This window comes from Bacteroides muris (ex Fokt et al. 2023) (assembly GCF_024704895.1).
Lineage (GTDB): Bacteria > Bacteroidota > Bacteroidia > Bacteroidales > Bacteroidaceae > Bacteroides > Bacteroides muris.
On sequence record NZ_JAMZEE010000050.1, the window covers coordinates 1 to 21,311 of the forward strand.

The 21,311-nt window shown below is 43.3% G+C and carries 13 protein-coding genes; 12 read left to right on the top strand and 1 reads right to left on the bottom strand.

Annotation, left to right across the window (positions count from 1 at the left end):
- Positions 1-119 precede the first annotated feature (119 nt).
- The 11 genes from M1B78_RS15835 to M1B78_RS15885 all read left to right on the top strand — a co-directional run bounded on the left by M1B78_RS15835 (position 120) and on the right by M1B78_RS15885 (position 19,126).
- Positions 120-3,329 carry a SusC/RagA family TonB-linked outer membrane protein gene (locus M1B78_RS15835; RefSeq protein WP_257941191.1) on the top strand — a complete coding sequence of 1,070 codons (3,210 nt, stop codon included), beginning with the start codon at positions 120-122 and terminating at the stop codon, positions 3,327-3,329.
- A 20-nt stretch (positions 3,330-3,349) separates the two neighbouring features.
- Positions 3,350-5,185, top strand: a complete 1,836-nt coding sequence (locus M1B78_RS15840) for a RagB/SusD family nutrient uptake outer membrane protein (protein WP_257941192.1) — start codon at positions 3,350-3,352, stop codon at positions 5,183-5,185.
- A 28-nt stretch (positions 5,186-5,213) separates the two neighbouring features.
- Positions 5,214-5,627: a DUF4945 domain-containing protein gene (locus M1B78_RS15845; RefSeq protein WP_257941193.1), complete on the top strand. Its 414-nt coding sequence runs from the start codon at positions 5,214-5,216 to the stop codon at positions 5,625-5,627.
- 302 nt (positions 5,628-5,929) lie between these two features.
- Positions 5,930-6,091: a DUF4185 domain-containing protein gene (locus M1B78_RS15850; RefSeq protein WP_257932560.1), complete on the top strand. Its 162-nt coding sequence runs from the start codon at positions 5,930-5,932 to the stop codon at positions 6,089-6,091.
- A gap of 27 nt (positions 6,092-6,118) precedes the next feature.
- The gene (locus M1B78_RS15855; protein WP_257941194.1) at positions 6,119-9,097 is read left to right on the top strand and encodes a non-lysosomal glucosylceramidase; all 2,979 of its coding nucleotides are present in this window, start codon (positions 6,119-6,121) and stop codon (positions 9,095-9,097) included.
- A gap of 51 nt (positions 9,098-9,148) precedes the next feature.
- Positions 9,149-10,342: a glycoside hydrolase family 172 protein gene (locus M1B78_RS15860; RefSeq protein WP_257941195.1), complete on the top strand. Its 1,194-nt coding sequence runs from the start codon at positions 9,149-9,151 to the stop codon at positions 10,340-10,342.
- Between the two features lie 210 nt (positions 10,343-10,552).
- Positions 10,553-13,645, top strand: a complete 3,093-nt coding sequence (locus M1B78_RS15865) for a SusC/RagA family TonB-linked outer membrane protein (protein WP_257941196.1) — start codon at positions 10,553-10,555, stop codon at positions 13,643-13,645.
- 13 nt (positions 13,646-13,658) lie between these two features.
- Positions 13,659-15,581 (top strand): RagB/SusD family nutrient uptake outer membrane protein, encoded by a 1,923-nt coding sequence (locus tag M1B78_RS15870; protein ID WP_257941197.1) that lies wholly within the window; start codon positions 13,659-13,661, stop codon positions 15,579-15,581.
- A gap of 111 nt (positions 15,582-15,692) precedes the next feature.
- The gene (locus M1B78_RS15875; RefSeq protein ID WP_257941198.1) at positions 15,693-16,577 is read left to right on the top strand and encodes an Ig-like domain-containing protein; all 885 of its coding nucleotides are present in this window, start codon (positions 15,693-15,695) and stop codon (positions 16,575-16,577) included.
- A 118-nt stretch (positions 16,578-16,695) separates the two neighbouring features.
- A complete protein-coding gene (locus M1B78_RS15880) occupies positions 16,696-18,639 on the top strand; it encodes a glycoside hydrolase family 172 protein (protein ID WP_257941199.1) in 1,944 nt (647 codons plus the stop codon).
- Between the two features lie 196 nt (positions 18,640-18,835).
- The gene (locus M1B78_RS15885) at positions 18,836-19,126 is read left to right on the top strand and encodes a DUF4185 domain-containing protein (protein WP_257941200.1); all 291 of its coding nucleotides are present in this window, start codon (positions 18,836-18,838) and stop codon (positions 19,124-19,126) included.
- 349 nt (positions 19,127-19,475) lie between these two features.
- Here M1B78_RS15885 and M1B78_RS15890 read toward each other — a convergent pair whose 3' ends face one another.
- A complete protein-coding gene (locus tag M1B78_RS15890; RefSeq protein WP_257941201.1) occupies positions 19,476-20,741 on the bottom strand; it encodes a S41 family peptidase in 1,266 nt (421 codons plus the stop codon).
- A 199-nt stretch (positions 20,742-20,940) separates the two neighbouring features.
- Between M1B78_RS15890 and M1B78_RS15895 the strand changes: the two genes are divergently transcribed.
- Positions 20,941-21,297 (top strand): cupin domain-containing protein, encoded by a 357-nt coding sequence (locus M1B78_RS15895; RefSeq protein WP_257941202.1) that lies wholly within the window; start codon positions 20,941-20,943, stop codon positions 21,295-21,297.
- Positions 21,298-21,311: the final 14 nt, after the last annotated feature.

The window sequence follows — 21,311 nt, forward strand, 5'->3', positions numbered from 1 at the left end:
TGCAGAGGCTATGGTTCAACTTGCTTTCTGCAAAATCATGCTTAACAAAATTATTGTGTAATTTTTAAACAGTTTCTTAAGATTACGTTGTTTTTTATTAACTATTAAATCAAAGTATTATGAGGAGTTCTTTTAAAAGGAATGGTTTCATAGCATTGGCATCAATGCTATCATTTGCAGTGTATGCAGGGGATTATTTACCCCTTGCAACCGCTGCATTGGGGACAAATGAATCTGTTCAAGTATCCGAGCATGGTGTAGATACTTCTAATGAGATTCAACAAGCGAGAATAATACAAGGAACGGTTCTAGAAGAGGGGACGAATGAGCCTCTTATTGGGGTGAATGTTGTCGTTAAAGGAACTACTATAGGTACAACTACTGATGTAGAGGGGAAATATTCGATAAGAATATCTTCTGATAATGCTGTATTAGTCTTTTCTTATATTGGTCAAAAAACAGAAGAATATTCTGTTAAAGGTTTGAGAACTTTGGATGTTATTATGAAAAGTGATGCTACGATGTTGTCTGAAGTCGTAGTATATACTGGTTATATGACTCAGAGAAAAGCTGACTTAACCGGATCGGTTGCGTTGGCGGATTCAAAAGACATTAAAAAGACTTCTGCTAATGTTATGAAAGCTATGCAGGGTAAGATGGCCGGGGTGAAAATTAGTAACAATGGCGGTAATCCTGTTGAAGATATAGGTATTCAAATTCGCGGTCTTTCTTCTTTGTCTGGAGCTGTTACTCCATTAATAGTATTGGATGGTATCCCAGCTGAAGGTTTGAATCTACGTGACATAAATTCTGGAGATATTGAATCTATTCAGGTATTAAAAGATGCTGCTTCTGCCTCAATTTATGGTGCACGTGCTTCTGGTGGTGTGATTTTAGTCCAAACTAAAAAAGGTAGAGCTGGTAAGACTACTATTGATTATAATGGTAGTGTTTCTGTAAGTTCTATAATAAATAGACCAGAAATGATGAACGCCACAGAATGGGGTACTGCTGCCTTCCGTGCAGCAGCTTATGATGAGTGGGCTTATGGTTCAGGCCTATTATTACCCAATGGCTTTGAGTATGAGTATCATAGAGGTGATAATGGAATGCTGGTATTGGATAATATGAAAATGAAAGAATATTTGGATAATAATCAATTGGTAAAAGCAACTGATACAAATTGGATGGACGAGATTTTCCGTACAGCAGTTTCTACAAATCATCAGTTGACTATTTCTAACGGTTCGGATAAAGCTAAAAGTTTGTTTTCATTAGGATATACTAACAACCAAGGTACACAAATTCATTCTTTTTTCAAGCAATATTCTGTACGTGCTAACACGGAATATAGTTTGATTAAAGATCGTTTGAAAGTTGGAGAAAATTTGGCCATTTCTTATTTGCAATATAAAAGTCAGTTGGAAACTTTTCTTGCAATGATTATGCCACCCATGGTTCCTGTTTATGATGTGAATGGTAATTGGGCCGGTCCTGCTGGGCTTGATGATTTTGATAATCCGGTACGTAAAATGACTATGGGTAAAGACAACATCAATAATTATGTGAAAATTATTGGTAATGTTTTTGCAGATTTGAATATTTGGAACGGCATATCAGCCAGAACCCAATTTGGTATAAATTACAGTAATTCTTATAGTAGAACTGTAGATGGTGCTTATATGGAAACTGGTTTTAGAGGCAATGACAAGAACTATGTAAGAAATAACCAATCTCATCCGTTAAATTATGTATGGACTAATACTTTGTCTTACAATAAAAGTTTTGGAAAACACCACATTGATGCTGTATTTGGTAGTGAGTTTACCCGTTATGTACAAGAAGGTTTTTATGCAAGTAGAGAAGGTCTTTATTTGGAAGACCGTGATTTTGCCGGTCTTAGTGTTGCTACCGGTGATGAAATTGATGTAAGTAGTTCTGCTGATGAATATACTTATTTCTCTCTTTTTGCCAAGGCCAATTATTCATATGCTGGCAAATATTTGTTGTCTGCGACTGTACGTCGTGATGGCTCTTCTTTGTTTGGTGTCAATAATCGTTATGGTGTATTTCCAGCATTTTCTGCTGGTTGGAGAATTAAGGATGAAGCTTTTATGGAAGATGCTGATTGGCTGTCTGATTTGAAGATTCGTCTCAGTTGGGGTGCAAACGGTAGTGTACAAGGATTGCCCCGTGGTTATACGACTACTCCGTTTACTACTAACTATTTTGATACTGCTTATCCTATTAAGGGACAAGCAACCGGTGCTTTGCAGTCTGGCTATAGAAGAACTTGGATTGGTAACCCTGATTTGAAATGGGAAACAACCAAACAAACAGACTTCGGCGTTGACTTTGGATTTTTCAATCAACGTTTGACCGGTTCTTTTGACTATTACTATAAGAAAACAAATGATATCTTGGTCCAGACTCCATATATCGCAGCAATGGGTGAAGGTGGTGAGCCTTGGGTTAATGGTGCTAGTATGAATAACCAAGGTGTAGAATTTACAGTATCTTTCAAGAGTGACCCCTCCAGTGAATTCCAGTGGGCTGTTAGTGCCAATATTGGTACATACAAAACTGAATTGACTGACCTTCCTTCCAATGTAATCAATAAGTATGCTGGTGATGGTGTACACGATTTGATTTTAGGACGTTCTCCAAATTCTGCTTATGGTTTGGTAGCTGATGGTATTTTCAAGACTCAAGAGGAAGTTGATGCTCATGCAGACCAGCCAGGTAAAGCCGTTGGACGTATTCGCTACAAGGACTTGGATGGTGATGGTGTAATCAATGAAACATATGACAGAACTTGGATAGGTTGCTATGACCCGGATTTCTTTGGAGGCCTTAATTTGGATTTTGCTTATAAAGGTTTTGATTTGAACTTGTTCTTTGAGGGTATGTTCGGTAATGATGTAAATAGCGACTGGAAGAAAGAGAGTGATATTTGGCTTTTCACCAATCCGGCATGGAAAAATCATGCAACTCGTATGTTGGGCGGTTGGTCACCTGACAATCCGAATTCTGATATTCCGGCTATATCGAATAATACTGCTAATCAGGAACAAAGATTCTCTTCTTGGTTCATAGAAGATGGTTCATACATTAAGTTGAGAAATATTGAATTAGGTTATACATTCCCAACTAAGCTAATCAGAAAAATGCATATGAGTAATCTGCGTTTGTATGCTGCTGCACACAATGTATTTACTTTGAAGAAATTTTGGGGAAACGACAAATATACAAGTTTCGATCCTGAAAGACCTTCTTATCATTATCTGACACCGTTTACTTTCAATTTCGGTATCAATGTTTCTTTTTAAACTTAATTAAATAAATTATTATGAAAAGCAAGTATATAACTTTGTCAATTGTTCTATGCTCTCTGTTGGGAGTCAGCAGTTGTGATTCATATTTGGATATCAATCCTAAACAAGTTTTGGATCAAAATATACTAAACAAACCTAGTGATATAGAAGGTTTTGTCACAGCAGCTTATGCCCGTATGTGTGAGATGGGTTCATTGGATTCCTCTCCTTACATGTATTGGTGGAGTGGTTCTATGCGTTCAGATGATTGTTATAAAGGTGGTGGTGGCGTTGCTGATGCCGTAGGTTCTTTTGGTAATATATCACTTTTTACTTATGTAAATCCTAATACCGGTGCATTGGATGGAACTTGGTATAATTCTTATCAGGTTATCCAAAGATGTAATACAGCAATTCAAAGAATGGCAGATTTTACGGAAGAAGAATTGCCTAATAAGAACAGCTTTATGGGTGAGATGCTCTTTATTCGTTCATTTACGTTGTATCGTTTGAAAAAACTTTGGAAGTATGTACCCTATATTGATGAGAATGTGGTAGGTATGTCAGATGCTTTTGAAGCAGTACCTAACCGTGAATTGGATAAGGGAAATGACCTTTACTTATGGCAACGTATTCTTGATGATTTTAAAAAAGCCGAGGAATTATTGCCTTTGGATCAGATGGATAAAGGTCGTGTAAGCCGTAATGCTGCTACTGCTATGGTTGCTAGGACAATATTAAATATGGCTTACGAACAGGATGACCGTCATCAGGTGATAAATATCAATAAGGAATTGCTTGCAGAAGCTTTGCCTTATATTGATAAAATTATTGATCAAGAAGGTGGTCGTGTAGGTTTGGAATCTGATTTTGGTAATAACTTTTTGGTAGAGTATGATAATGCTACTAAAGAATCCATTTGGGAATTACAATTTGCTCTTGATAATAATTTTCATACAGCAGGTCGATTTAATCGCGCTGAAGGTTTGAATCATCCATGGATGTGGCCCGAAATACAACCTGGTAATTTTGTATTTAAGTGTTGTGACTTTAACCATGCTAGCTATACGTTGACTAATGCGTTTAAGACTGATGAAAATGGTTTACCCCGTTTCGAGGATTATAATGAGGATGATTATGGTCAATATATTAAAAATTCAGATGGTTCTTATAATTTGGATATCGTTAATTCTGGCGCTAAGCCTTACTTTGATAAGTATACGTGGGATCCCCGATTTAGCCATACTATCGTAGCTCCTGGACAGCCTTGGAAGTATGATCCTGATTTATTATTCCATTCAACCGCTACTCGTGATCCGATTACTTATAGTTTCTTGAAACCCATCAAAGACATGCCACATCCTGATTGTGGTTGCATTGCTTATGATGGATGGCAATTTAATTCTATGAATAAGAAGATGATTCGTTACGATGACGTGTTGTTGTGGAAAGCCGAGATTTTGATTCAATTGGACAGAGAAATGGAAGCCCTTCCATATATTAACCAGATTCGTACTCGTGCTGCCAATAGTTTGGTTCGTTTGACTCAAGCTGACGGTTCATATACAATGAATTATCATATTGCTACTTATCAGCCGGGTATTAACTGTAATTGGACTAAGGACTTTGCATGGAAAGCCTTAATGTGGGAAAATCGTCTTGAATTTGCTTGCGAAGGTCATCGTTTCTTTGATTTGCAGCGTTGGGGATTGTTGGAAAAGACAATCAACGAATACTTTGCTATTGAAAGAACTCGCTTCGATTGGTTCAATGATGCTCGTTTTACTGCCGGTCGTGATGAGTACTTCCCGATTTCCCAACCACAAATGAATTATTCAAAGGGTAACTATACGCAGAATCCGGGATATTAATGTTTAATGAACTATTAAGAAGAAAATTATGAAAAAGATAGTAACCATTTTTACAATGTTGTTGGTAGTGTTATCACTGTCCAGCTGTTATGACAGAGATGTGCTTGATGACAAAGGCTTGAATTATTTTATGCCTATGCCTGAGAATGTGCAGTATATTCAAGATAATGCTACTACAGTGACATTGACTTGGAGTATTCCTTCAGTAATTCCAGAAGACTTCAGACGTCCTATTTCAGTACAGATTCAAATAGTGGAAAATAATATTTATAGGGATAGAATAACCTTGGTAAATGAGGAAACCTCTCATACTTTCACTATTGATCCAGCTAAGAAGTATCGCTATATCGTTAAATTGGTAGGTACTTTTACTGAGGAAAACCAAGAAACAGGGCGTACATCCAGTGTTACTTCTGAGGGTGTAATAGTTAATGTCGAATAGTTTCGAGAAGGATTTTTGTAGTTAATGATAGAGAGTGGGCTTTTATTGGTATTTTTCTGAGTCAGCTCATTCTCTATTAATCAATAGACATGAAAAACATATTATTTACAGCATTCTCTTCGTTTATACTTTTATTTGTTTCCTATACTTCTGAACAAGAAACTGAGACTTATATTCCTATTGATGAAATTATACCTTTGGATACTCATCTGATTCCAAATAGGGATACAAAAATTGTATCAACAATATTGATTTTTAGGATATTGATGCCATAGATTGTTTGCTGGTTAGAAAGAGTGTAGGTGAAAGTTATTCAGCTGAGGCAAGTCAAAGCGAACGTACTGGCTTTCTCGGAGGATAATGATTTGGAAGATGGATTGTCATTCAGCAATATGGTTACTGATGATAAAGGGTATGCCTGCGAGATAGTATATGGGAGAATTTTGATTGCACAAATAAAATAACTATTCATAAACATAACTAATTCAATTATGGTAAGATTAACTTTGACTTTATTGGCCCTATTCAATGTGACTATGCTGTTTCCGGGTAAAGCGATGTCCCGGAACAGTGAAGAACGGGAGTTTAATGGTAAGTATCAAAAGGAATATCTGGACAAGATTGCATTTCCTATAGGGGGAATCGGTGCCGGAATGTTCTGTTTGGAAGGAACCGGTGCCATTTCTCATGTGTCTCTCAGGCACCATCCAGACGTGATGAATGAGCCGTATACCTTTGCCGCGATTTATGTAAAGGGTGTTGAAAACGGGGCAAAGGTATTGGAAGGGCAGGTTCCAACGTGGAAGTGGTTTGGTCCTGCACAGAGTGGTCTGGGTAGGGGAGACAAGACGTATGGTCTTCCCCGCTTTGAGGAGGCGGTTTTCCAGACACGTTTTCCTTTTGCGACTATTGATTTAAGAGACAAGGATATGCCTTTGGTGGCAAAGATTACGGGTTGGAGTCCTTTTATTCCGACGGATGCGGACAATTCCAGCTTGCCGGTTGGAGTACTGGAATATCAGTTTGCAAACACTTCCAGTAAGGCTATCGAGACGGTATTTTCTTATAATACCAAAAATTTCATTGATGGTCAGGGCACTATTCAAGGAGTAAAGAACGGATTTGTTTTAGAATCCGACCAGAACAACAGCGGACTGGCCATTTATGTGGACAATGATGCTGCCGTCGTAGACCATTGTTGGTTCCGTGGTGCGTGGTTCGATCCGCAGACTATGGCTTGGGATAATATCCGCTATGGGCGGATCGCTGATAAGCAGCCGGTTAAGGGTGTTGCTCCGGGAGCGTCTGTTTATGTTCCGCTGACGTTGCAGCCGGGAGAGACGAAAACAGTCAGGGTAAATTTTTGTTGGTATCTGCCCGATTCAAACCTTTCTATCGGTGGTGCCAGAAAAGCAGGACAGGCATTTACAGGAATGCCTTGCAAGGGAACGGCTTCCGGTCAGCAACCTGTGAGCGGCTTTGCCGGCAAGCAGTTGCTGAACTCGTTCGATAAGGGTGGAGATGGACTGACGGGTATTATTCAGTCTCCTGAGTTTAATATTGGGAAAAGATATCTGAAGTTTCTGGTAGGTGGAGGCAGTCAGGCTGACCGTACTTCTGTAAATCTTGTAGTAGACGGAAAGATTGTAGAGACGGCGGTCGGAAACCAGACGGAGACTCTGAGTGAAACCGTATGGGATTTGAAACCTTATCAAGGAAAGAAGGCTTTTGTGAAAGTCATTGATTTGGATGTTTACCCGTGGGGACATATTCTGGCCGACCAGTTTGTGTTGACAGACAATAGGAATGAAGATATTTACAACTTGTCTTCTACATCCACCTTACTTGCCGATTTTGAAAGCAACGGCTGGGGAGACTGGCAGGTTGTGGATTCTTCCGAAGAAGAAAAACAATTCCCGGCAGATGAAGAAGATGCCGAAGCTACCTACAGACCTTGGTACTCGGAGCGCTTCAAGAGTTTGAATGAGGTTATCGGCTATTGGGATGCAAACCGGGCGATGCTGGAAAAGAACAGCCGGCTGTTCAGTGATGCATTCTATAGTTCCTCTTTGCCGGCAGAAGTATTGGAGGCTGTCGCTGCTAATTTGACTATATTGAAATCTCCTACGGTATTGCGCCAATGGGATGGAAGATTCTGGGCTTGGGAAGGATGCCAGGATTCTTTTGGCTCTTGTCACGGAAGTTGTACGCATGTGTGGAATTATGCACAGGCTTTGCCCCATTTGTTCCCGTCTTTGGAAAGAACCTTGCGTGAAACGGAATTCAGGGTAAGCCAGAATACGGAAGGACACCAGAATTTTAGAGTAAACTTGCCTATTTCGGCACCGCCCCACAACTTCCATGCTGCTGCCGACGGACAGTTGGGCGGGATTATGAAAGTTTACCGTGAATGGCGTATCAGCGGGGACACGCAGTGGATGAAAGACCTTTTCCCAGCAGTGAAGAAGAGCCTGGACTATTGCATCCGTACATGGGACCCCTTACATAAGGGCTGTCTTGAAGAGCCGCACCACAATACTTATGACATCGAGTTCTGGGGACCGGACGGCATGTGTACAAGTTTCTATTTGGGAGCTTTGACTGCGTTTATAGAGATGGGCAAGGAGCTGAAGCAACCCGTCAAGGAATATACGGCCCTGCTGTCAAAGGGCAGGAAATACATGGAAACTGCACTCTTCGATGGAGAATATTTCATACAGAAAATTCAGTGGGAAGGGCTTCAGGCTCCCAATCCGGTTGATGTAATGTCTTTCGGGGGAAGTTATTCCGAAGAGGCCCTGAAATTGCTGAAGGAAGAAGGACCGAAATACCAATACGGTACCGGTTGTCTGTCCGATGGAATTTTAGGGATGTGGATGGCTTCCGTATGCGGACTGAATGAAGTGCTGGACAATGAAAAGGTCAGGAGCCATCTGGTGGCCGTACACAAATACAATCTGAAACATGACTTGATAGACCATTTCAATCCTCAAAGACCGGTGTATGCTTGTGGTAAGGATGGCGGATTATTGCTTTGCACATGGCCGAAGGGTGGTATGCTGTCACTGCCTTTTGTATACAGCAACGAGGTCTGGACCGGTATCGAATATCAGGTTGCCAGTCATCTGATGATGAAAGGTGAGGTGGAAAAGGGCTTGGATATTGTCCGTGAATGCCGTAAGAGATATGATGGAAGAGTAAGAAACCCGTTCAATGAGATAGAGTGCGGCCACTGGTATGCACGTGCCATGGCAAGCTATGGAATGTTGCAGGGGCTTACAGGAGTGCGGTATGATGCTGTTGACAAAACCATGTACATCGATTCTAAGATTGGTGATTTCAAAAGTTTCATCAGTACTGATACCGGTTTCGGAACCATTGAATGGAAAGCAGGAAAGCCTGTGTTGAATGTGGTTTATGGCAACATTGACGTGAAACGATATAACATAGCGGGCAAGGTATGGAATTGAACGGAGAAACATATCAACAACCATTATTTATTCACTAATAAAACAAAGACAATGAGAAAGATTATGAAAGTCAGTTTGTTACTCTCCCTTGTCCTAGGATTGTACTTTCCTGCTGTTTTTGCACAGTCGGGCATGACGAACGAAATGTTTGATTTGGCAAAGTTGAAATCGGGTGTAAGAAACAAGAGAATCTCCAGTACCGATTCCACGGGAGGCAACAGAGACCATCTGGAACCTTTCAAGCCGGGTGAAAAGCGGATTATCGCGGACATCAAGGGGGCAGGAGCCATCAACCATATCTGGGTGACCATTGCGCCTCCTCCTCCCACGTTGAGCAGAAACGACATCATCATCCGTATGTACTGGGATGGAAACGACTATCCTTCGGTAGAGTCTCCTATCGGGCCTTTCTTCGGGCAAGGATGGGACGAAAGATATAATTATGCGTCATTGCCCCTTTCGTCAGGTCCCGAAAACGGTACAGGCATGTCGTGCTATTTCACTATGCCTTTTGAGAAGGGCGCACGTATCGAAATCGAGAATCAAACCGACCGGAACATTGATGCCTTCTATTTCTACGTGGATTATTTGGAAATGGACAAGCTTCCCAAGGATATGGGCAGATTCCATGCATGGTACAACCATAACCTCACGGAGGCCCTTCCCGAAGGTGAAACGGAATGGGGACTTACCGGAGAGCAGAAACCGAATACTACCGGTAAGGACAATTACGTTTTCGTAGACACACAAGGAAAAGGGCATTTCGTGGGCATCAACTACTATGTGCACTGCCCTACCACTATGTGGTATGGCGAAGGGGATGATATGTGGTTCATTGACGGAGAGGAAACGCCTTCGTTGATAGGAACGGGCACGGAAGACTTCTTCAACACTTCCTGGTGCCCTAAAGAGCCGTTCTCGCATCCTTATTTCGGGTATCCGCGCGTTAATAATGACATAGGCTGGCTGGGACGTACCCATGTCTACCGCTTCTTCATAGCCGATCCCGTCTTCTTTGAGAAGAGTGTGAAAGGCACGATAGAGCATGGTTCCAACAATAACCTGACCTTGGATTTGGCCACCGTCGCCTATTGGTATCAGGATTCGGCAGTATCTCTTCCCGAAGCTCCTACAAAGGCACAAAGGGCACCGAAGCCTTTCATCAATCACATGGACATACATCGTTGGCGTGACGCTTGGCGTAAAGCTAAGGGTAATAAAGCTACGCTTTGGGGGAACGAATAAGAGGGATTCTTTCTTTCGTATAGAGCCGTATTTAAGTATTGCTGTTTTTCTTAAGTCTTGCCAACGTAGTGGCAAGACTGTGCCATCGCTTTGGCACAATGTTGCCAATAGATTGGCACAATAGTGCCAGCATGATGGCACTGCTATGGTGCCGGTAATAGGTTGTATGGCTTTCTATACAATTAGTAAATCATAATAATAGTTTCTAATATGAAAAACATTTTTCAGCAGCAACCGATGAAATGTCTCCTGGTATTTTTAATTTTTATCGGGAATATGCATTATGCACTTGCACAGTCGCCCAAGAAGGTGACCGGACGTGTGATGGACGCACAAGGTGAATTGCTCATCGGAGTAAACGTGACGGAGGTCAATAATCCCTCCAATGGCGTGATTACCGATATCAACGGCACGTATACGATTGTATTGAGTGGTGAGAAGCCTTCCTTGAAGTTTTCTTATATCGGTTTTAAGGATAAAGTATTGCCGGTCGGTTCGAAGGGTATTGTCGACGTATCCATGGAAGAAGACGTGGCGGCCCTTGACGAAGTGGTGGTAGTGGGCTTCGGTACGCAGAAGAAGGCTTCCGTGGTTGGCTCCATCACCAACATTGAGCCTGCCAAGCTTGCTGCGGCTCCCAGCCGTTCCTTAAGCAATAATTTGGCAGGTATGGTACCTGGTGTTATTGCAGTTCAAAGAAGCGGTGACCCTTGGTTTAATAATTCGGATTTCTGGATTCGTGGTATCAGTAGTTTTACAGGAAATACCAATCCGCTGGTGTTGGTGGACGGTATCGAAAGGTCGCTTCACGATATCGACCCCGAGGAAATAGCTTCTTTCTCTGTCTTGAAGGATGCTGCCGCCAGTGCCGTTTACGGCGTACGCGGTGCTAATGGGGTGGTGATGATTGAAACCAAGCGCGGTAAAATCGGAAAGCCTCAGGTAGATGTACGTTTTGAACACTCCTTTACGCAACCCATCAAGATACCCGATTATATTGGTAGTGTGAAATACCTGCAATTGATTAATGAGATGTATGCCGAGCAAGGAAGAGCTCCGTTCGTGAGCGATGCCACTTTGCTGAACTATCAGAATCAGACCGACCCGGAACTGTATCCGGATGTAAACTGGTGGGATGTCGTGTCGAAGGACCATGCAGACAATACGAAGGCCAACGTCAGTGTCAATGGTGGTACGGATATCCTGCGTTATTCGCTGGTGGTGGGATATTATAATGAGAATGGTATTATTGAGCGCGACAAAAATCAGGAATGGGACTCTTCATTGAAAGTGAACCGATATACGGTACGTTCCAACGTCGACGTGAATCTGACTCCGACCACGCTGTTTCGCGCTAATGTAGGAGTCTTTCTGCAAACCAGGAATGCGCCTCCGGGAAGTAACGAAACAAATGCCGGTATTTTCTATCAGGCGATGCGTGTTCCGCCCTATGTGCATCCGGCTATTTATTCCGATGGTCGCATTCCGCGTGTGAAGTTCAAGGAGAACCCTTGGGCCTGGGCCACGCAACGCGGATATGAAAAGATGAACCACAATAAAATCGAGTCCTTGACTTCTCTTGAGCAGGATTTGAAATTCATCACACCCGGTTTGAAGGCGAAAGTGACTTTTTCGTTTGATAAGTTCTCTGCCAATTCGGTGACGCGTTCCAAGAATCCTTATTACTATAATCCGGCAACATCGCGCGATGAGGATGGCAACATTGTTACCGATGTACAGGAAAACGGTCAGGAGTTCTTGGGCTATGCCAAAGGAGCCGAATGGGGAGACCAAAGTATCTACCTGGAAGGAATGCTTTCTTACAACCGCGTTTTCGGAGGTATGCATGACGTGAATGCCATGTTCTTGTATAATCAGAAGGATTATGACAAGGGCGAAACTCTCCCTTACCGGAGTCAGGGTATAGCTGGAAGGTTTTCGTATACTTACGACAGCCGTTATATAGGTGAATTTAATTTTGGTTACAACGGTTCCGAGAACTTTGCACGTGGCAAACGGTTTGGATTCTTTCCGGCCGTGGCTTTAGGATGGATTGTATCGTCAGAGAAATTCATGAAGCCGTTGTCCGATATTGTATCTAACCTCAAACTGAGAGCCACTTGGGGAAAAGCCGGTAACAGTAATATCGGAGGCGGCAGACGCTTCGCGTATATTTCTACCATTGTAGATACCGGGTCCTATACTTGGGGTACGGATGCCAATGTTTATCGTTTGGGGCGTTCCGAAGGTGAAATCGGGGTCAATAATCTGACTTGGGAGACTGTGACCAAGATGAATGCCGGTCTGGACTTGGGACTTTGGAACAACAGTGTGAACCTTGTGGTAGATGTGTTTAAGGAAAAGAGAGAAGACATCTTCATGCAACGTAAGAATGTACCGGGTTCGGCAGGATTTAACCGTAGTGTCTGGGCCAATTTCGGTAAGGTGGAGAATAAAGGATTTGACATCTCGTTGAATGTCAACCACCAGTTCAATAAAGACTGGGCTGTGTCTGCCATGGCCAACTATACGTATGCCCACAATAAAGTGTTGGAAATAGATGAACCGGCGGCCATCCTCGGTACTTATCGTTCGGGCACCGGCAAACCGGTAGGACAAATGTTCGGTCTGATAGCCGAAAGACTCTTTACGGAAGATGACTTTGACGAGAACGGCAGGCTGAAGGAAGGCATTCCTGCGCAGAACTTCAGTGATGCGAGTAATTTGCGTCCGGGGGATATTAAATATAAGGACTTGAATGGTGACGGTGAAGTGACGGCAGTGGATGAGACAGCCATTGGCGGTACGCGTATTCCTGAGGTGGTTTATGGCTTTGGAGCAACGGTCAGATACAAGGCGGTCGATTTTGGCATATTCTTCCAGGGTACCGGCAAGACTTATCAGTTGCTGGGAGGAGAAACTTGGCTGCCGGGTTCTTCATTGGGAGCTGGCAATATCTTCTCGAATATAGACGACCGCTGGACACCGGAAAATCCGAGGAAAGATGTATTCTGGCCCCGCATGGGTGACAAGGCCGTGGCTAATAACTCCAGAGCTTCCACTTGGTGGTTGCGTGACATGAGTTTCTTGCGGTTGAAGAATCTTGAACTGGGGTATACCCTTCCACGGTGCTGGACAAGCAAGATTGGGGTTCGGGACTGCCGTTTGTTTGCAAGGGGAACCAATCTGTTGACATTCTCCGATTTCAAGCTTTGGGATCCGGAACTGGAAACTACGGATGGATTGAGATATCCTCAGATGAAATCTGTGTCAATAGGATTCAGCATTAATTTCAATAACTAACAAGATACGATATATGAAAAAATATAAATCTATATTGGTAGCCGTTTTGTTGTCGGGTTTCATGGCACTGACAACAAGTTGCAACGATTTTCTGGATAAGGCCCCTGACGATCAGCTGACCATGGAGATGGTTTTTTCCGATAAGATAAGAACGGAAGACTGGTTGGCCGGTGTTTATTCTTCTGTTCCCAGTCCTATGTGGGGATATTTTAAAGGCCATGGTTACAATATCATGGGGGATGATATCACGATTCCTCAGGACTGGTCGCCCTTCGGTTGGGCCAATGTGTATGCCTATACCACTGGCAACTGGAGCCCTATTTCGGCTTGGAATCCCTATTATTGGGTAGAACTTAACAAGCGGATACGCGCCGGACTGATTTTCTTGGAACAAGCAAAGGTTATTCCGGAGAAAGGTCTCACCGAAGCCTATGTGCATCAGATGAAATACGAAGTTCGTTTCCTGATAGCCTACTATTATTCTTTAATGATTGAATTATACGGGCCTATTCCGTTTACTCCCGGGGTAATTTTTCCGGTTGATGCTCCCGAATCTGAATTGATGACTCCTCAACGGCCTTATGACGAGATTGTAGCTTGGATTGACAATGAACTTTTGGAAGTATCTAAAAGCTTGCCCGCTGTCTATTCGAATAATACCGATTGGGGCAGGGCGACTTCTATAATGGCTTTGGCTATCCGGGCGAAGACATTGCTTTATGCTGCAAGCCCTTTGTTCAACGGAAATCCCGATTTCAAGGACTGGCAAAATTCGGAAGGAGAATATTTGTTTGATGCGGAAGAAAAAACGGAAAAATGGACGAAAGCGGCAGCCGCCCATCTGGATTTGATAGCGGCTGCCGAGGCCGCCGGATATAAATTATACTGTGAGTATAATGCGGACGGCACAATTGACCCTTTCATGTCTTATTATAACATGTCATTGAAACGCTTTTCCGAAGGTAATAAGGAGATTGTCTTCGGGCGGCCCGAGAATGCAGACCTCTATTATTGGCAAGACCATCATTTGCCGAAGGGCATTGGTGGAAATGCTGCAATGGGGGTTACCCAAGAATTGGTAGATGCGTTCTATATGAAGAATGGGGAGGTTCCCGTCGTAGGATATAATGAAGACGGTTCTCCTATTATCAATCCCGAATCGGGATATGTGGAGAAGGGATTTTCCACCGAAACGGAATTCAGAACTACCAAGTGGCCCGGAGGAGGACCTTCACACTTGGCTGACAAAGAGACCGGCATGAGTCCGGTGACCGAAGAGGGTACTTACAATATGTATTGTAATCGCGAACCTCGTTTCTATGTTTCCGTAATTTATAATGGTGCTTGGTTGGGAGTGGATAACCGTCACGTAGAGTTTTTGCAGGGAGGTAGAGACACCGACATGACTTTCGACTCTCCGCAGAACGGCTATAATGTCCGGAAAAGAATCTCTTTGGATGTATTCCCCCGGGAAAACAAGTATGTATATCAACCGGGTATCTTATACCGGATGGCCGATGCTTACCTGGGTTATGCGGAAGCACTGAACGAATCGTCGTCAGCTCCTACGGCCGATGTGTATAAGTATGTCAATCTGATAAGAGAAAGAGCCGGGATTCCTGCTTTGAAAGAGGGATTGAGCAAGGAAGAAATGCGTGCCGCCATTCAACAGGAACGCCGTGTGGAATTCAATTGCGAAGGTATCCGCTTCCATGATATCCGTCGTTGGAAACTTGGGGAAAAGTATTTGGGTGGTAAGTTGTACGGAATGAACCATGATGGTTCTGAAAAGAGTGATGATGTGAACAATCCGAAAGCTTTTTATAAGAGAACTTATTATAAGAGCCGTACCTTCAATAAGAGAATGTATTTGTGGCCTGTTCCTCAAGCCCAGATGGATATAAATCCTAAACTGAGACAAGCTCCCGGATATTAATAAATCATGCGAATCAGTAGTTGCCCCCGTTTCTATATCACATTTAGTTCATAACCGGTAAAAAAGAAATCAGTTGCAACTGCTGAATCGCATAAATAATTGAGAAGAAGTATGAAATCAATAAAATTCATTTTTTGTACAATGGCGTTAGCGTTTGCCACATTGATGTCTTGCTCGGATGACAATGATGTGGACTTGTCCAATCGTAAGTTTGTTCGTATCGATCAGTCGTCGGTTTATATGGAGATTGACGAAACTGCCACTGTCACCGCTTCCGTTGACACCTTGGCGGGTGATTCCTATCAGTTGAAGTGGAGTGTGCTCGATTCCGATGTGGCGACCATTGAAGGCGTAGAAAACAATGCGGCCGTCATTACGCCTGTTGCCGTCGGAAAAACGGTCATCAAGGTAGAGACGGCCGATGGCAAGTTGTGCTACTTTAGCGACTTGACTGTTATCAAGACTCCTAAGACGTGTTACATTGACTTTGGTGTCTTCGACTCTCCAGCTCCGTTCAACAACTATCGGAATCCTAGAGACCCCGGATTGGTGAACATGCTTGATCAAAGAGGCCGTCCTACTACCTTTGGCATCGAAGTGGACAAACCGTTTTCCGGAGAATTGGCTCGTGGCTTGAGTAACAACTTGGGCTTTCCGGATACAGCTTCTGAGGATATGTTCTTCAGCGACGGCATTGCTATTCCGGTCAGTGGATTCAAGCTGACAGGTCTCTCTCGGGAAACAAAATACACGTTCAACTTCTATGGCCACATCAATGACCGTGGAACGGAGACCGAGTATCATGTAATCGGAAAGAACGATGGCACTGCTTGTCTGGTCAATGACGATAATTTCGATAGAATGGTAAAGGTCAAGGGCATCGAGCCCAATGACGAAGGTGTCGTTCATATCGAAATGAGGCCAGGTCCGAACAATGTGCAATGGGCCAAATTCTTTGGCGTAAATTTCATTGTATTTTCAGAAGATGAGAATTGATGTGGCTTTATGGACACAGGTAATCCTTTCTATTGAAATAGTACTGTCAGTGAGGAGAGATACCGTTTAAGCAGGCATTCTCTCCTTGCCTTTTTAATAAACATATAACAAATAATCTATGGAGATTACCCTAAAGAAAGTTTCAGTTTTCTTGTCTGCCGTTTTGTGGGCAGGCTCGTATGTAATGGCTCAGAATCCGTACAGATGGACAGACGAGCTGGAGTTGTTGAAAAGAGTGGATAAACTGCCCGAATATCGTACGGGCTCTTATGTGGAGCAGTTTTCGAGCTACGACAGGACATGGGGCAACGACGATGGTTTTGCCGGAACTTATTCTTTCCTCCGCAAGGAAGATGATAGGCTGGTGATTGCCGAGATGGAAGGTCCCGGAGTCATCAACCGCATCTGGACACCCACACCGACGGACAACATGCTTTATTTCTATTTTGACGGACAGAAAGAACCCGGTTTGAAAATAAAGTTCTCGGACTTGTTTTCCGGTAAGGTTTATCCGTTTACGAAGCCGGTCTGCGGCAATGAAATCGGTGGCTTTTATTGTTATCTGCCCATTACGTACAAAAAGTCCTGCAAGATTGTTTTCGACGGACCTAAGTTGGAATTCATTCAGATACAATACCGTAACCTTCCGGGAAAGAAGGTGGAAACCTATACCGGTGAATTCTCACAGCAGGATAAGGATTTGCTGGCCGAGGTGAACAAGGTATGGGCTGATTTGACTCCCGCCGTCACCAACTATACGTTCGGAAAGTCTGCCGTCACGCAGACTATGGAGAAGACATTCACCATCAATCCGGGCGAAGAAGTTTCTTTCTTTGAGATGGAGGAGCCGGGACGTATTGTCGGTATGACGATTGACGGCGGTAGCTCTTTCGAAGGCTTGTACAAGGATGTGCTTCTTTCTGCCAGGTGGGACAATGAGAAAGTGGAGGCTATCTATGCTCCCGTTGCCGACTTCTTTGGCTACGCTTATGGCAAAGGAGCCATGCGCAGCATTCTGATGGGTAAGCAGGGTACTTCCAACTACTGTTACCTGCCGATGCCTTTCGATGAATCGGCTTCCATGAAGATAATTTATAAGAAGAGAGAAGACGTTCAGCAATCCCCTGTTTCCGTAAATGTGAAGGTGTATTATAACAGTAACAAGCGCAATGCCAAGCAAGAAGGTAAATTCTATTCTACATGGCGCAGGGAGAAGACTCCGCTCGGCACCTTCCATAAGTTTGCAGCACAAAAAGGAAAGGGACACTATATAGGCACCATCCACCAAGCGCAGGGATTGCGTCCGGGTATGACCCTCTTCTTTGAGGGAGACGATACGACCTATGTAGATAAGAAGGTACGCCTGCATGGTACCGGTTCCGAAGACTATTATAACGGCGGTTGGTATGCTTGCCTGGATCGTTGGGACAGAGGAAACAGTCTTCCTCTTCATGGTTGTCTGGACTATTCGCTTCCGATGGCGCGTACCGGCGGTTACCGCTTCTTCTTGGTCGACAAGATGTCTTATGAAAAGGAAATCTATCATGGAATGGAACACGGTGAGGTAAAAAATAACTTCCCGGTGGATTATATTTCCATTGGTCTCTTTTACTCTGACCGTCCTTTGCAAAATAGGGAAGAACCTTCTGCGGAACAACGTGTGGTTTACTTGCCTACCGAACATATTTATTTCCCTCAGTTGATGGAAATGACAGTGGGTGGAGGCATTCAGGTATCCAATGATCGTGGCATCCGCATGAACACCTGTCACGGAGGTGTGGTTCGTATCAATCTGACCGATGTGCCCGAAGGCAGGTATCGTTTGCTGATTAACTATTTTGAAAAGCCAAATGGTGCGGATTTTCAAATTTGGCAGCGACAGAAACAGTTATCCGATTGGATTTCCACTAAGAATGGTAAAGAAGTAGAAAAGACGAGAGTACATGTAGGTGATATCAATCTGACGGAACAAACCAATACTATTACTTTCCATGTGAGAAACAACCAGGGTGGAGATCAATTTGAATTGGGATTGATTATTCTGGAAAGAATAAAAGAATGAGATAGATAGAGTTGGTCTGTCCACGAAACAAGGCAGTGGCTGTTTCGTCGGCAGCCCCATTTGATAAATGTGAATTGGGAATGGAAACAAAACAAGTTTTACTGTATAGTATTGTAGCTTCCGGCTTATTGGGAGTTGCGGGTTGTAAAGATGCCGATGCAGGGAAGGAATTGCCAAACGTGACGGATGGATTTATATGCTTGGCACACTGCTCGGACGTGGTGATGCTGCGTATCTGGTGCGTTTCCTTGAGAACAATCTTCTGGATATGAAGGCCTATGAATACTGGGACGAGCCGAAAGTATTGGCGGAAGCAGATAGGTATCATGCTTTGTATTGCGCTTACATACATCCGCAGAAGGACAATGATGAGCAGCTTTGGTTCATCATGTCCATGTGGGGGCCGTACAATGCTTTCCTAATGTGTGCCGATATGAAACCGGAATCTCCAGACCACAAGCAAGGATTCTATATTATAATAAATTAGCAGTATATGTACTGCTCTTCTGATTTATTCTTCCTATTTTTGTATGACAGTATTGCATGAATATGAAGGGGGAAGATATATGCGCATGAAACGGAAAGTCTGTATCTCTTGTTTGGGTGTCCGTAGATGCCACCGTTACGATAAGGCAAGTATAAATCCACTTGTTGCAGAGACAATTTCATTTTTTTGGAACGTCATACCATAAATTTTCCGCTAGTTCTGATATCAGACAATTTACTACTGTTACATAATATTACTGCCAATGTAGAAATGTTTTCAATATAAAAGAGCCAAGTATCGTGAGGTGAGATACCTTTGATACTTGGCTTTTTTTCGTTGAGGAAATGTATTATTGTTTCTCTGTTATCAGTCCGACAGCATAATTCAGGACTGTATCTTCATCCTTCATGAAATCTGCTACGGTTTGGGATGCTTGATGATGGGGTGGTATGCCTATACCTTCCATAGGGAAACCTTTGGGAGAGACATCCGGCTGGCGGGTAGGAATACGGAAATAGGTTCGCTGTTTAGTGCAGAAAGGACGGGGCTCATTGCCGGTATCCCCTCCAGTGGCTTCACCGATGAGGGTGACATGGCCGCTTTCCTTCATGTCAAGTGTGAAGCTTTCGGCAGCAGAGAGTGTATAAGTGTCGGTCAGCAGGTAGATTTTACCTTTATAGGCGTCGGTTTCGGGTTGCATGATGTAGTTCTTGCTGACGCAGTGTAGTTGTGCTTCGCGGATGAAGTATTTGCAGATGTCTACTCCATTCATGCTGTTTCCTCCTCCGTTTTTACGTACGTCTATAATGAGGTATGGTAAATCCTTGACTTTGGGATAGACTGCCTTGAAATCTTCCATGACGGGGTTCATCATGGTTTTGATGGTAAGGTAACCGATGCTGTCTTGTAATATCCTGCTCTCCACAGTTTGTTCTTCGTTATCCGGAAAATAGTCCCTTTGTTTCAAGGGAAGGGTGACGGTCAGGGTATCGCTCCCTCTCAGCAATGTATAGTTTCTTAAGGTGTCTGCATAACTCCGGAACGCATCATAGGCTGTACGGAGCCGTCTGTAGGGGATGGTAGATGCTTCGGTATATTTTTCGTTCTGTTCAATCCATTGTTTATAGGGGAATCCGTTGATAGCTATAATCCGGTCTTTGTCCTGGAATCCGTATTCTGTCAGATAGTCATTGGGTTTGTCAACGAACAAGGAATCCTCTATAAAGGCTACGCGTTGATTGGCTGTGTACATCTTGTAGCAGGTAATGGCGTGGGCGCATTGTAAGGCAGAGATGTATTCCTGCACTATCAATCCGTAGTATGTGGTGGTCTGCGCCTGGCGGACGCGAGCGTTACAAGCTTGATACAATGAATCCATATTCAGATGTTTGGCTTGGTATAATGAATAATTCTCCATGACGGTCTGGTGTATTTCTTTGAAATCTTCTTCAAACTGTGAGGGGGCTAACGGTAGTTCTGCAATGTAGAAGTTTTCTACATCAATCTGCTTATCATTATAGAAATAGTTGGCGTAAACATACAAACCACACCAAATGACTGCCAGTACAGCCACTACAATGACTATTACTTTTGAAATTTTTTTCAGAATCTTCATGTTTTATAGAGTTTAGTCGATATTTGCTTTTTCGGCAAAGATAGAGATAAATTTTGTTAATTTTATTTTTCTAACTCCTTATTTGCCAATAATGGTAACATGGAGGTAACAGACTGATTTGCAAGTGCCTTATTGTGTGGCATGTGGCAGTCGCCTAACTTTGCAATCGTAAATCAAAACATACTAAGGAGAAGTGATTATGAAGAACTATCAGAAAGTAAATGTGCCCGCAGGCGAGGCACGTGTCGAGCTGCACGATTCATTGAATTTGACCGGTGCGGAAGTATCCATCAGCAATCTGCCGGCTGGTGCGGGAGTACCCTTTGTGCATTCGCACAAGCAAAATGAAGAGATTTATGCCGTCCTCTCCGGACATGGCACCATGGTGATTGACGGAGAAACTGTAGAGCTGCAGGCGGGTGACTGGCTTCGCGTGTCTCCGGCAGGAGAACGCCAATTGTCGGCTGCGGCAGATAGTGCTATCAGTGTGGTTTGTATTCAGGTGAAAGCCGGCTCACTGGAAGGCTTTACGATGACGGACGGTGTGGTGAAGTAAGAGGAGAAGTCACA

What these genes read in the sequence shown, in the direction of transcription:
- M1B78_RS15835 (WP_257941191.1), top strand. Translation starts at nt 120, where the DNA reads ATGAGGAGTTCTTTTAAAAGGAATGGTTTCATAGCATTGGCATCAATG.
- M1B78_RS15840 (WP_257941192.1), top strand. Translation starts at nt 3,350, where the DNA reads ATGAAAAGCAAGTATATAACTTTGTCAATTGTTCTATGCTCTCTGTTG.
- M1B78_RS15845 (WP_257941193.1), top strand. Translation starts at nt 5,214, where the DNA reads ATGAAAAAGATAGTAACCATTTTTACAATGTTGTTGGTAGTGTTATCA.
- M1B78_RS15855 (WP_257941194.1), top strand. Translation starts at nt 6,119, where the DNA reads ATGGTAAGATTAACTTTGACTTTATTGGCCCTATTCAATGTGACTATG.
- M1B78_RS15860 (WP_257941195.1), top strand. Translation starts at nt 9,149, where the DNA reads ATGAGAAAGATTATGAAAGTCAGTTTGTTACTCTCCCTTGTCCTAGGA.
- M1B78_RS15865 (WP_257941196.1), top strand. Translation starts at nt 10,553, where the DNA reads ATGAAAAACATTTTTCAGCAGCAACCGATGAAATGTCTCCTGGTATTT.
- M1B78_RS15870 (WP_257941197.1), top strand. Translation starts at nt 13,659, where the DNA reads ATGAAAAAATATAAATCTATATTGGTAGCCGTTTTGTTGTCGGGTTTC.
- M1B78_RS15875 (WP_257941198.1), top strand. Translation starts at nt 15,693, where the DNA reads ATGAAATCAATAAAATTCATTTTTTGTACAATGGCGTTAGCGTTTGCC.
- M1B78_RS15880 (WP_257941199.1), top strand. Translation starts at nt 16,696, where the DNA reads ATGGAGATTACCCTAAAGAAAGTTTCAGTTTTCTTGTCTGCCGTTTTG.
- M1B78_RS15885 (WP_257941200.1), top strand. Translation starts at nt 18,836, where the DNA reads ATGCTTGGCACACTGCTCGGACGTGGTGATGCTGCGTATCTGGTGCGT.
- M1B78_RS15890 (WP_257941201.1), bottom strand. Translation starts at nt 20,741, where the DNA reads ATGAAGATTCTGAAAAAAATTTCAAAAGTAATAGTCATTGTAGTGGCT.
- M1B78_RS15895 (WP_257941202.1), top strand. Translation starts at nt 20,941, where the DNA reads ATGAAGAACTATCAGAAAGTAAATGTGCCCGCAGGCGAGGCACGTGTC.